General features: G+C 37.6%; 13 protein-coding genes. 8 read left to right on the forward strand and 5 right to left on the reverse strand.

The window, feature by feature from the left end:
• Window positions 1-19: 19 nt before the first annotated feature.
• The gene (locus B3D98_RS06740; RefSeq protein WP_048394690.1) at window positions 20-1,492 is read left to right on the forward strand and encodes a UDP-N-acetylmuramoyl-L-alanyl-D-glutamate--2,6-diaminopimelate ligase; all 1,473 of its coding nucleotides are present in this window, start codon (window positions 20-22) and stop codon (window positions 1,490-1,492) included.
• Here the strand turns inward: B3D98_RS06740 and B3D98_RS06745 are convergent.
• Complete coding sequence (locus tag B3D98_RS06745; RefSeq protein WP_066037197.1) at window positions 1,473-1,973, reverse strand: PaaI family thioesterase; 501 nt, start codon at window positions 1,971-1,973, stop codon at window positions 1,473-1,475. The genes B3D98_RS06740 and B3D98_RS06745 overlap by 20 nt on opposite strands.
• Before the next feature lie 87 nt (window positions 1,974-2,060).
• Between B3D98_RS06745 and B3D98_RS06750 the strand changes: the two genes are divergently transcribed.
• Window positions 2,061-2,507 (forward strand): YlbF family regulator, encoded by a 447-nt coding sequence (locus B3D98_RS06750; RefSeq protein ID WP_004224800.1) that lies wholly within the window; start codon window positions 2,061-2,063, stop codon window positions 2,505-2,507.
• 104 nt (window positions 2,508-2,611) lie between these two features.
• Complete coding sequence (locus B3D98_RS06755) at window positions 2,612-3,664, forward strand: tartrate dehydrogenase (protein ID WP_054549853.1); 1,053 nt, start codon at window positions 2,612-2,614, stop codon at window positions 3,662-3,664.
• Window positions 3,665-3,754: 90 nt separating this feature from the next.
• On the opposite strand, the gene B3D98_RS06760 is transcribed toward B3D98_RS06755, so the two are convergent.
• Window positions 3,755-4,666 (reverse strand): glycerophosphodiester phosphodiesterase, encoded by a 912-nt coding sequence (locus B3D98_RS06760; protein ID WP_048394685.1) that lies wholly within the window; start codon window positions 4,664-4,666, stop codon window positions 3,755-3,757.
• Between the two features lie 399 nt (window positions 4,667-5,065).
• Between B3D98_RS06760 and B3D98_RS06765 the strand changes: the two genes are divergently transcribed.
• Entirely contained in the window at window positions 5,066-5,338 is a 273-nt protein-coding gene (locus B3D98_RS06765; RefSeq protein WP_004224806.1) for a YlbG family protein, read from the forward strand.
• Window positions 5,339-5,340: 2 nt separating this feature from the next.
• Here B3D98_RS06765 and B3D98_RS06770 read toward each other — a convergent pair whose 3' ends face one another.
• Window positions 5,341-5,730, reverse strand: coding sequence for a DUF7147 family protein (locus B3D98_RS06770; protein ID WP_036077099.1), 390 nt, complete (start codon window positions 5,728-5,730; stop codon window positions 5,341-5,343).
• A gap of 56 nt (window positions 5,731-5,786) precedes the next feature.
• Between B3D98_RS06770 and B3D98_RS06775 the strand changes: the two genes are divergently transcribed.
• The 3 genes from B3D98_RS06775 to coaD all read left to right on the forward strand — a co-directional run bounded on the left by B3D98_RS06775 (window position 5,787) and on the right by coaD (window position 8,339).
• On the forward strand, window positions 5,787-7,208 hold the full coding sequence (locus tag B3D98_RS06775) for a hypothetical protein (RefSeq protein WP_048394682.1): 1,422 nt from the start codon (window positions 5,787-5,789) through the stop codon (window positions 7,206-7,208).
• Window positions 7,209-7,279: 71 nt separating this feature from the next.
• Window positions 7,280-7,846: a 16S rRNA (guanine(966)-N(2))-methyltransferase RsmD gene (gene rsmD, locus B3D98_RS06780; RefSeq protein WP_048394681.1), complete on the forward strand. Its 567-nt coding sequence runs from the start codon at window positions 7,280-7,282 to the stop codon at window positions 7,844-7,846.
• A 1-nt stretch (window position 7,847) separates the two neighbouring features.
• Window positions 7,848-8,339 (forward strand): pantetheine-phosphate adenylyltransferase, encoded by a 492-nt coding sequence (gene coaD, locus B3D98_RS06785; RefSeq protein WP_004224812.1) that lies wholly within the window; start codon window positions 7,848-7,850, stop codon window positions 8,337-8,339.
• Window positions 8,340-8,398: 59 nt separating this feature from the next.
• Here the strand turns inward: coaD and B3D98_RS06790 are convergent, their stop codons facing one another.
• A complete protein-coding gene (locus tag B3D98_RS06790; protein ID WP_231595723.1) occupies window positions 8,399-9,298 on the reverse strand; it encodes a hypothetical protein in 900 nt (299 codons plus the stop codon).
• Between the two features lie 118 nt (window positions 9,299-9,416).
• Between B3D98_RS06790 and B3D98_RS06795 the strand changes: the two genes are divergently transcribed.
• Window positions 9,417-10,463, forward strand: a complete 1,047-nt coding sequence (locus B3D98_RS06795; protein ID WP_288581959.1) for a SepM family pheromone-processing serine protease — start codon at window positions 9,417-9,419, stop codon at window positions 10,461-10,463.
• A gap of 44 nt (window positions 10,464-10,507) precedes the next feature.
• Here the strand turns inward: B3D98_RS06795 and B3D98_RS06800 are convergent, their stop codons facing one another.
• Window positions 10,508-11,719, reverse strand: coding sequence for a nucleotidyltransferase (locus B3D98_RS06800; protein WP_054549855.1), 1,212 nt, complete (start codon window positions 11,717-11,719; stop codon window positions 10,508-10,510).
• Between the last annotated feature and the right edge of the window lie 112 nt (window positions 11,720-11,831).

The following is an 11,831-nucleotide window of genomic DNA, read 5'->3' on the forward strand; positions in this document are numbered from 1 at the left end:
CTGAAAGGGGGAATGAGGTTTGCAATTAGCAGAGTTATTAAAAGACTGGCCATGTAGCGTGACGGGAGGATCTATACGGACAGAAATTACTGGTGTAGAGGACTATGCACAGGCGGTACAACCTGGTGATATATTTATTGTGCGAAAAGGTAAAAAAACATCGGGAAGTCGGTTTGTCAAAGAGGCATTGGCACGTGGAGCTGCTGCCATCGTTTCAGAAGAAAGTATCTCTTTGCCAATAATAGATAAAGAAATTCCTTTTGTATGGGTTCCAAATACAGCATTATTTTTATCGTATGCAAGTGCGAAGCTTGCTGCTTTTCCAGCAGAAGCTTTAACTGTTATCGCTATTACAGGTACAAATGGAAAGACGACAGTGAGCCATTTTGTTAGTCAGCTTCTAAATGCACTACATAAACATGCAGCAGTTATTGGAACGGTTGGCTTTTTCATCAATGGTGAGAAACAACAAACGGCTTATGAGCAATTAACAACATTGCAAGCTAAAGAATTACACCCCATTCTTAAGCAATGTGTGCGAAAAGGTGTGACCCATGTTGTATTAGAAGCTTCTTCAATGGGGTTGCAGCAGCATAGGCTCGATCATTGTGACATTGACTGTGGTGTATTTTTAAATTTATCAGAAGATCATTTAGAAGATCATGGAGGTTTAGAAGCTTATAAACGTGCCAAGAAACGTTTAGCGGATTTATCAAAAAAGCTAGTATTAAATGGAGATGATAATTTTTGCCGTTCTGTTGGTATTTATGATAAGAAAAAATCTTGCTCATTTGGTTTTGATAATCACAATGATTTACATATTCAAATCGTCAGTGAATCAGTTGGAAAAACCGTACTTTGTTTACAGACTTCCGCGAGTGAGCATATTGTAGAAATTCCTTTTGTCGGTAAATACCATGTCCAAAATGCTGTTGCATCCTTAATGGCTGTATGGCGCTTAGGTGTCCCTATGGAAGATATAGTTGGACATATGTGGTCGTTAAGGCTACCAGAGGGCAGGCTAGAGAAGATTGAAAATCCATTAGGAATTGATGTTTATGTAGATTATGCCCATACAGCAGAAGCATTGCAAGCGGTATTGCAAACCTTTGATCGCTCTAAAACAATTTACCTTGTCTTCAGTTGTGGAGGAAATCGAGACAAGGCGAAACGCTTTGCAATGGGGGCAGTAGCAAGTAAATATGCTGATGTTATTTATTTAACAACAGATAATCCTCGTGATGAAGATCCTATTGTGATTAATGAAAGTATTATTGCTGGATTTACAGAGCAACAATATTATGAAATTTATTTAGATCGCAAACTTGCGATCCATCAAGCATTAGCAAAGGCAGAAAAGGGAGACATTGTCCTTGTTGCCGGAAAAGGGCATGAACAAACACAGCAAATTAAAAATCAAAAGTTCCCTTTTTCCGATCAACAATGTATTAAAGACTATTTTGCGAGTTTAATTACGGACGACGCTGAATAACGAAGAAAGATCCTGTAGCAATGGCAAGCCTTCGACCAGTCTCATCTTCAACATCACATTCCATGACAAGCGTTTGGCGTCCCTTATGAACAAAACGACCACGTGCAATCAATTCTTTATTTGTAGTTGTAGCAATATACGATATATTCATGTTCGTAGTAACTACATTATAGCCCTCAGGCACAGAGCGCGAAGCAAGCCCTCCCATAGCGGCATCGGCAATCGTTGCAACAATACCTCCGTGTGGCACCTTTATCGTATTATGAATGACCGGTGTAATAGGGATACGGACCTCACTGACCTCAGGCTCAAATTTACCTACCATATGTAAAGTAGCATTAATATAACGACGGTGAATGCCTTGCTGTTTCTCCCGTAGGCCATTTAAAAGATGTAATAAAACTTCTTCATCTTCCTCGGTACTGTCTTGTAAAATCTCGGCCACTAACTGTTCAACCTGCTCCTTAGATGTTGTCATCATTTGGAAAACCTCTTTCATTAAAATTATCATTAATGTAAAATTACCATAAAATCTGTTATGATGGGAAAGAGATTGGGGGAATTAAAGATGATGATGACCTCTGACTGGGTAATCATTTTGGATGAGGCGGAAGCGCTTTGTGAGATGATTCTTTCCTCAGAACCTGCGATGGCGCTACAACAAGCGTATGAAGCTGTATATAGTGATGCACAAATTGTAGAGGCTATATATGCATTTAATCGCATGAAAGAGCAGTACGAAGATGTACAACGTTTCGGAAAATATCATCCGGACTATCATACAATTATGAAGTCGATTCGCCAACAGAAAAGGGCACTTGACTTAAATGAGAAAGTTTCAGCCTTGAAAATTGCTGAAAACGATTTTCAGGATTTACTGGATGAGATTAGCCTATTAATAGGAAAAACGGTCTCTGAAGCGGTAAAAGTTCCTGTTAGTAATCCATTCTTTGCATCTGGTTCATCTTGCGGAGGTGGATGTGGCTCGGGCGGTTCATGCTCTTGCTCAGCGTAAATAGGATTTGTATATAACATATCTCTTCTAGACTGTAGACAACTCGAAGGCAACTGAGTTAGTTTACAGTCTTTTTTATAATTAAATTCAAGGAGGAAGCATTAATGAAAACTTATCGAATTGCCGTAATACCTGGGGATGGAATAGGAAAAGAGGTTGTGCCAGCTGCAATAAAAGTTCTTGATCAGGCAGCTTTGTTAGATGGACGCTTTCAATTTGAATGGACAATTTTTCCATGGGGCTGTGAATACTATTTAGAGACAGGAAAAATGATGCCTGATAATGGCATAGAGCTGTTAAAACAGTATGACCAAATATTTTTAGGTGCAGTTGGTATGCCTAACTTGGTTCCGGATCATGTATCATTATGGGGCCTTCTCATTAAAATTCGACGTGAGCTACAGCAATCTATTAATGTACGACCTGCAAAGCTACTTCAAGGGTTACCATCACCTTTACGACAACCAAATGATTTCGATTTTATTGTTGTAAGGGAAAATTCTGAAGGGGAGTATGCTGAAAGCGGAGGAAGAATACATAGTGGTCAAGAAGAGGTGGCAATCCAAAATGCTGTTTTTACAAGAAAGGGTACAGAACGGGCGATGCGCTATGCATTTGAATTAGCCAAAATACGTAATGGCCATGTGACAAGTGCTACAAAATCAAATGGGATTACATATAGCATGCCTTTTTGGGATGAAGTGTTTACTCAAGTAGGAAAAGAATATGAAGAGGTAGGTCAAGCATCTAATCATATTGATGCACTAGCGGCATTTTTAGTGATGAAGCCAGAAAATTTTGATGTTATCGTAGCATCGAATTTATTTGGGGATATTTTGACAGATCTAGGCGGTGCCATTATGGGAAGCATTGGTATTGCACCTGCAGCAAATTTAAACATTGAAGGGCTATATCCATCAATGTTTGAACCTGTCCATGGTTCTGCACCAGATATAGCTGGTCAAGGAATTGCCAATCCTATTGGACAAATTTGGACAGGTAAGATGATGCTCGATTTTCTTGGTTATCAAGATGTGGGAACAAGGATATTGAATGCTATAGAGCAAACATTAGCGCAGGGTATAAAAACGCCTGATTTGGGTGGAGCTGCCACACTACAAGAAGTAACTGATGCAATCATAGATTATTTAACTTAAGTATTACTGTAATGGGAAGTAATAATGGATCTAACATTTACATGAAAGGGAAGCACATCAGTTCAGTGTGCTTCCCTTTCATTCCTAGTCTTATTTAGACTCTTGAACTTGTAATAACTCAACTGCAATATCCGGACGATCTGTAATAATGCCCTTTGCTCCATTATTGAGTAATTTTTTCATCGTATCTAGGTCATTGATTGTCCAATAGTGGACAGGAATATTGAGGTTGTTTAAAAACTGAATAAATTTAGGAGAATCTAATGCAATAACCCCTGACTTTGGAGGAATTTGAAAAACATCCACTTTAGGGTGATATAAATGTCCAAACTGACTTGAGAAAGAAGCAAATGCTTTTCTGACATCTGATTCACCTGCACCAAGTGCTACTTGATTTTGAGCATATAAATTAAAACGATCTATTTGCTCACCATAAAAGCTTGTCACAACAACACGATGTTCAGCTTGAAGTTCTTCAATTAAGCGCCAAAGTTTAGAAGGCATCAGACTCCCTTCGTACGTATCAGGAGCATCTTTGATATCAATGTTGATTAACATATTTGGATAGGCTTCAAGCAACTCTCGTAAAGTTACGACTTTTAATTTATCCTCTCGATATGGGAAATTTCCCTCTAAATCTTCAAATTGGTAGCCGTGGTTCAAGGCATTGATTTCTGCCAACGTCATATCTGCAATGAGACCATAGCCATCCGTTGTACGTTCAACTGTCTCGTCATGGAAAACAATAATTTCCTCATCTTTTGTTAGGCGAATGTCGATTTCAAAGCCATCGACACCTAGCTGTGCAGCTTTTTCAAATGCAACCATTGTATGTTCTGGTGCTAAAAGAGCTCCGCCACGATGTGCAAGAATTATGGGGCGTTCGAATTGTAATGCTTGTTTACCTTCGCGTTGCTGTGGTTTTGAAATAGCTTTACTGCCTGCCCAAGCTGCTGCACTTGCTGCTGCAATTGCAAGCGCAATTTTTGTTTTCTTACCCATATTCGTCCTCCTTAACAATTATCCTCATATAAAAAGTAGTAGTGAATTCATTGTTTAATCAATAGTAGTAAGTACAGGACCTACTATTAAAATTAGTTATATAAGTGAATGATGATTTTTTATGCCGATTTTTGCCATCCTATTTGAAAAACAATCATTATGGAGGTGCAAATGTCTTGTAAAGGGTTCATTTGAGGCATGATCATCTTTCAGCATTCTTCTGTTCCTGTAATGATGCTACAATTGAATTTAATTAAAACAACTGATTCATCTTCACGATGTTCAACGTCGTATGCTTTTCCATTATAACGGAAAATTGAGCGTTCTGTCAGCTAAACTCTGTTGCTATCATTTTCTGGTCTATGGTATTCTTTTATGTAAGAAATGAGGGAATCCACTATGAACGAACGACAAGGGCTAATCGTTTACGTCCATCAATTAAAACATGCGAAGTCACTTCGGAAATATGGTCATGTTCTTTATATTTCTAGAAGGCAAAAATACGTAGTGCTTTACTGCGATCGTGAGGATATTGACATGATGACAACAAAACTACAACGCCTTCCATTTGTGAAAGACGTTGTGGCGTCTTATCGTCCTTTTGTAAAAACTGAATATGAAAATGCAAAACCAGATAAAGCAAAGGAATATGACTACAAAGTAGGTCTATAAACTTATGTTAATGCAGGTATATAGTTATTTAGTCTTAATATACCTATTAAGTATTGATAAAATAGTTTTGATTCCGAAAATATAGATGAGTGCTTTATTTCTACAACTACTGCTTTTCGACCGAGTTGTTCTATTTGTGCTTCAAACATTTTTTGTCGCTGTGTTGGCTGTTCTTCATTGTATGGGATGCCTTCTCGACAAATATAAATAGGCATGAACTTACTTTCGCCGACTGGTTTAAGGGCGACAGCTAAAGAAATCACCTTCTTGTCTTCTTTTGTAGATGTTAGTAAAAAGGCTTGATGAAAACGTTCCTGGTTGGTTTTAATAATTTCGAGTAGCTCGTAAACATCACCATAGCCTTCACCTAATTCTATAAATTGTTGTGGCATAATAATTGCACATCCTTTCCATTATTCATAGTATCATGCTGCGGGAGGTCAAGCACATGAAATTTGCATTAAGCTTTTTTTCTATTTTAGCACTAATCATTACAGGAACGGTATTTTTCCAATACCATGCTTATTCATCTGATTTAGAAACAGGCATAGGGGATTTTCATTATTCTCAGGAAATAGAAATTGTCTATCGCGAAAATAGCTTAGATATTCGTCAACATTTTAAAAACCTACCAAATCAAAAGGTGAAAATTAAATGGCCAGAAAAAGCAACAAACGCTAGTTGCTTTATTGAAAATGAAAAAAGCTGTGATCGTTTATCAGATGAAGTTTCTTACTTTGCAAAAGGGGAGACAAAATCACAATCTGTGTCATACATAATTCCAATTGAGGGTGGCTTAAAAAATAAGATGCTCCTTCAAAATGTTTTTGCTACACTAATAAATGGTGAAGCATCGTATTCAATTGTTTCAATTTCTACAGACAGTAAGGTGAAAGGACAATGGGTTACGGGTTTGCCCCTAGTAGGTCAACAACAACTTGTACTTGTCAATTACACAATGTTTAGAGGAAACGGTACTGTTCAAGATTTATATTGGCAAGCCGGGGAGCTTAAAGCGCAAGAACAGACACCGGTGTTATCAATTTATGCCCAGCAAGAAGTCCCTAATGATTTTCTAAAGTCATTAAAAAATTTACAGCTTCTAAGTGATGAGCATATTGCAATTATTCAAGAAAAAAGTCCAGTAGCAGTTCATGACGAAAGATTGTTATTTTTACCAACACTTACTGCACAAGCTGTAGAGCAAGAAGTAATTTTATCACAAATCAAATCACAATATAATTTTGTAGATTCCCCAGAATGGTTGCCTGAGGTTGTGGCATCCTATTTAATAAGCGATCCAATTGGTGGAGAAAAAACAAAGAAAATCATCAAGACATTAAATGATTACATGACGGATGCTCAACAACAAGCTTGGCAGGAAACATTGAAAAAGCTTGGAGATGAATCGATTTCACCAGATACAATGGACAAGTACTTATCACAGGTATTAGATGCCAAGACATCTTATTTTACATTAAATGCAGCTCAGCAAAATGGAACCTATCCACTTTTATTTGAGGATGCACGTGATGTCTATGTGGATGATACATTGAAGGAAGATGTTCATGTTATTCTCTATGAGGGACAGGTATTGTATACGGCAGATACATTATTGCCTTACCTCGGCTACTCAGCTGCGGAAGGAAAGAATGGCTATTATGTAAATAGTGAGCATCGTACATTCCGTTTCCCTAAAGAGCCTGGATTTTATGTATTCAACCAGCGTAGGTATTCGACTATCTCTGAACCAATCATTAAGATTGCTGATCATTATTATGTAGAAGAAGCTTGGTTACAGCGATTATTCCTAGTTGAACTACAAAAAAAGGATGAGCGTATTCAAGTATTAAAACAAGAGCAACAATAACTTTTGCAGCGGAGGGCCAACCTTTCGCTGCAAAATACTTTATATAGACGAAAGTACGGTGAGATGCTGATATGAGAGTTGTAGCAGGAGAGCGCAAAGGAATGCCGCTTAAAGCAATAGCAGGAAATACGACAAGGCCTACAACTGACAAAGTAAAGGAGTCCATTTTTAATATAATTGGGCCATTTTTTGATGGAGGTTTAGCGTTAGATCTGTTTGCTGGAAGCGGTGGCTTGGGGATTGAATCATTAAGTAGAGGAGCAGAACGTGCTATTTTTATTGAGAAAGATCCTAAAGCATTCCAGGTGCTACAAGAAAATATAAAAAAATGCCGTTATGAAGAATATACAGAGCTTTTTCGTATAGATGCAAAGCGCGCTGTGAAAGCGCTATTAAAGCGTGATATTACATTTAAACTCGTTTTTTTAGATCCACCTTACCATCAGCAGGAATATTATGACCTCGTACAGATTTTGGTCGATAACCGTAAAATACAACAAGATGGTATTATTTTATGTGAACATGCAAAAGAGATAGGATTACCTCAAAATTTTGGGGAGTTTGTTTTAACAAGACAAGAAACCTATGGCGGAACAATTATTTCTGTTTATCGCTGTACAGAGGAAGAGGGAGAATAAGTTGTCTGAAAAAATTGCTGTAGTTCCTGGAAGTTTTGACCCTGTAACATTTGGCCATTTAGATATAATTAAACGTGCGGCTGATGTGTTTGATATCGTATATGTAGCAGTATTAAACAATTCAGCAAAGAATCCTTTGTTTTCTGTAGAGGAACGTATGGCTTTGATGGCTGAAGTGACAAAAACCTTACCTAATGTTCGTATAGAGAGTTCTTCAGGCTTATTGATTGATTATGCTAAGGAAAAAAAGGCGAAGGCAATTGTTCGTGGCTTACGAGCAGTTTCAGATTTTGAATATGAGATGCAAATTACATCTATGAACCGTTTCCTTGATGAAACAATCGAAACTTTTTTCATCATGACGAAAAATCAATATTCATTCCTAAGTTCTAGTATAGTAAAAGAGGTTGCGAAATACGGTAGTGATGTTAACGAGCTAGTCCCTACATGTGTCGTAAAGGCTTTAAAAGAAAAATATGGTTTTACACAATAAGGATGCAGAGGATGTCAAAAGAACGATGACATCCTCTTTTTTGATATTTAGACCGATTGTTATTTTAGAAAAAATAGAGCATAAATAGTTGGTACAATGATTATGCTAAGGAGGCGGAATTTAATATAAGGTCGTACAGAAAGTTTTGCAGATTTGGCGATAACAAAAATTTGTAAGTGAATACTTATACTTTGCATCGTTAACAAAATCACAACAAGTAAATGGATATAGGGGAGATCTGGAAATGCTGTAACTGTCATTTTAAGACCGTTCGTTACCTCCAGAACAGCTGCTATGGAAAGCTCAATCGTATAGGGAAGCTTTGGTATCAGCTGATCTAAGCCCTGTTGTACAATGGTTTGAATCGTTGTGAAAAAGATGATGGTTGTACCAACTAGTAGAATGGTTGGGGCTGTTTCTTTAATACTTTCCGAAAATGGAGCACTATAGAGTGGTGTGTTGTGTACGGAGATATTAGGTGAATCAGTTTTGCGAAAGAAAAAGTAGCCAGTTACTAGGCAACAAATATTAAACGTATGTAGTAAACATAAAAACAACCATCCAAACGTATTACTGTGTAGTAAATCAAGGCTTACAAAACCTAATACAAAAAGTGGACTAGGTGCATGACAAACAGCTAGCAAGAAATTTGCCTCTTTAGGGTGTAATTGACCACTATTTTTCAAATAAACAATAGTGGTTGCGCCAGTTGGATAGCCTCCAAGAGCACTAATAATATAGGCTTGTACGTATAAAGAAGCCCTTTTTGTTTTGGTACGCATAGGGGCTGTTAAACGCAGAAGCCATTGTGTTAACACAAGATACGGCAATAAGTACGGAAAAAGTGCTTCCATGAAAAGATTTAAGCCTAAATCAGTACCACTGTGAGCGGTTTGTGGGAATAACAAGAGTAAGAGAATTAGAATTACGCAGAGCACTATTTGAATTGTAGCAAACATGTTATCATCTCGTTTCAACTTTTTGTCATTCACATAGGCAAATGCTAAAATCAATATATGTGAGAAAGGCAAAAACATGAACGTATGGTTTTACAAGCGTCCTAGGAGGTGTTTTCAAGTGAAGAAAAAAATTAGTATTTATGCAGTGTTGATAGTCGTGATTTGTTTTATGATGTTATACCGACTAGACGCGTATATTATGAAACCTGGAAGTGCCTATGATGTCAGTAAATTTGTTACTGTGGATAGTAAAGAGGCAGATAGTGAGGGGTCTTTAAGTTTAATGACAGTTGCTATGCAGCAAGCCACACCATTTTCGTATTTGTGGGCGAAAGTTCAAAAATATCAAAAGCTAATGGATATTGAACAAGTACGAAATCCTTTAGAGGATGATGAGGAATATAATATTCGACAGTTAAAGTTAATGTCTGATTCACAATTTAATGCCAAATATGTAGCCTTCCAAAGAGCAGGGCTAGAGACAAAGGTTCTTTTTAATGGTGTATTCATATTAAACGTTTTAGACGGAGGAGCTTCGGACGGTATTTTAAAAGCTGGTGATGAAATTGTCGAGGTTGATGGACAAAGAATAACTAGCCAGCAAATGCTTGTGGATCTATTAAAACCTAAGCAGCTTGGCGATAAGGTAACCATTCAATTTATACGTAATGAAGAACAACACCAGGAGACTATTACACTACAGGAAATTCCTAACGCCCAAGAACATAGAGCGGGTTTAGGTATTTCTTATACTGAAAGCAAATCGATTGAAACTAATCCGAAAGTGACGATGAAAACAGAGGATATAGGGGGACCTTCTGCTGGACTGATGTTTACACTTGAAATATTAGACCAATTACTTGATGAAGATTTAACAAAAGGCTATGCAATTGCTGGAACAGGTGAAATGCTAATAGATGGATCTGTTGGAAGAATTGGTGGAATAGACTATAAGGTTATTGCCGCTGATCGTGACGGCATGGAAATCTTTTTTGCACCAGATGATGAAATCTCTCAAGAAATGAAATCGAAGTATCCAGAGCTAGAATCGAATTATGCAACGGCTGTCAAAACGGCCAAAGAGATTAAAACAAAAATGAAAATCGTTCCAGTGAAGAGCGTTGACGATGCTATCAATTATTTAAAGCAACTTCAACCAAAATAATATAAAGGGATGCTAAAAGGACTTTAGCATCCCTTTTGATGTCTTTAGCAACGAATAGGTGGTGTTTGATAATCCTTCGGCAGCGTAAAATCCTTTGTTCCTTGCTCGATACTTAAATTATAAAGCTCTGCTGCATGTATATCGATAGCTAACATCGCATCATTTGTAGCTGCAACTCGACTGATTAAGGGTAATTCTATATTCTTTTTTTGCTGACCTAAATAAGCTTGTCCTGTCGAACTCATACCCAATAGCCGAATAAAAGAGGGCGCGTTAAAACTTTGAAGCTGCTTTTTGGTAAACCCTGTATAGATATGTGTTATCATCCGTTGAAGGCGGGTCCAAGTATAACGCTTAGATTTTATTTTTTCCATAAAGCTATAAAATGTAGAGCTGCTTTTGGCTGCCTTTACAATTGCGTTTTCTATGCCCTCTGTTACTTCTGCATAACGAGTAAGTTCTGAAGGGGTATGTCTTATAATGGTGAACTGTAATAACGGCCAAAATGTTTCCCAGCTTGCAAATTGGTTATACTTTGTATGCCAGTCTGTTAAATAATCAAAAGTAGCTGTAGGAACAACATTTTGTACACTTTGTAAAGAATTTGTAGAGGCAAGGGCTTTACGTATGCCAGTGGCACTGGCGATCGATGCGTCTTTCTTTAATGCATCATGATATCCTGCTGCAACGCGAGGAATTGTTAATGGTTTAATGTTGCTGTTAAGTGCCCTTGCTGCTTCAAGATAATGAAAGCCCAATATATTATTTGGTTGTGCAAGATCGATGTATGGAGCAGGATACATCTGAGAAAGCTGTTCATAGGCGTAATGTAGGCTTTTTGGGTAGCTGGCACCTGTTTTAAGGCTGTCTTTAATGAACAGGTCATATTTTGCACGGTGGCTGTCAATCAGCTCGAAAGTGTTTAGAAAGGGCTGTATAGAGCCGTCTTCACTTCCAAAGGCAAAAGAGTTGCAACCAACAGCACTTAATAAGGAAATGGCACCTTTTGCGAAATCTGTAGCAGGTGCTGTACTATAGACATAAGGCAGTTCAATAACAATATCTACACCGCCAGAAAGCGCCATTTTAGTACGTGTCCATTTATCTACCATGGCAGGTTCTCCACGTTGTAAAAATGTGCCGCTCATAACAGCGATTACGAGATCTGCCTGTGCTGCTTTTTTAGCCTGTTCTAAATGATAAGCATGTCCGTTGTGAAAAGGATTATATTCAACAACAATTCCAACTGCTTGCATGCTTCTCCCCCTTATAATTTGTGTCTTTATTTTAAACTGTTAGGAGTAAATACACTTCTCATAGTATATAATTATAGGTGGGTTTTAAAGTGGTGACAAGAAATTATCTTGA

It is taken from the genome of Lysinibacillus sp. UBA5994 (assembly GCF_002429725.1).
In the GTDB taxonomy this organism is placed as follows: Bacteria; Bacillota; Bacilli; order Bacillales_A; family Planococcaceae; genus Lysinibacillus; species Lysinibacillus capsici.

Excerpts from the sequence above, each read along its gene's own strand:
- B3D98_RS06745 (WP_066037197.1), bottom strand. The coding sequence starts at position 1,973 with ATGATGACAACATCTAAGGAGCAGGTTGAACAGTTAGTGGCCGAGATT.
- B3D98_RS06750 (WP_004224800.1), top strand. The coding sequence starts at position 2,061 with ATGATGATGACCTCTGACTGGGTAATCATTTTGGATGAGGCGGAAGCG.
- B3D98_RS06755 (WP_054549853.1), top strand. The coding sequence starts at position 2,612 with ATGAAAACTTATCGAATTGCCGTAATACCTGGGGATGGAATAGGAAAA.
- B3D98_RS06760 (WP_048394685.1), bottom strand. The coding sequence starts at position 4,666 with ATGGGTAAGAAAACAAAAATTGCGCTTGCAATTGCAGCAGCAAGTGCA.
- B3D98_RS06765 (WP_004224806.1), top strand. The coding sequence starts at position 5,066 with ATGAACGAACGACAAGGGCTAATCGTTTACGTCCATCAATTAAAACAT.
- B3D98_RS06770 (WP_036077099.1), bottom strand. The coding sequence starts at position 5,730 with ATGCCACAACAATTTATAGAATTAGGTGAAGGCTATGGTGATGTTTAC.
- B3D98_RS06775 (WP_048394682.1), top strand. The coding sequence starts at position 5,787 with ATGAAATTTGCATTAAGCTTTTTTTCTATTTTAGCACTAATCATTACA.
- rsmD (WP_048394681.1), top strand. The coding sequence starts at position 7,280 with ATGAGAGTTGTAGCAGGAGAGCGCAAAGGAATGCCGCTTAAAGCAATA.
- B3D98_RS06790 (WP_231595723.1), bottom strand. The coding sequence starts at position 9,298 with ATGTTTGCTACAATTCAAATAGTGCTCTGCGTAATTCTAATTCTCTTA.
- B3D98_RS06800 (WP_054549855.1), bottom strand. The coding sequence starts at position 11,719 with ATGCAAGCAGTTGGAATTGTTGTTGAATATAATCCTTTTCACAACGGA.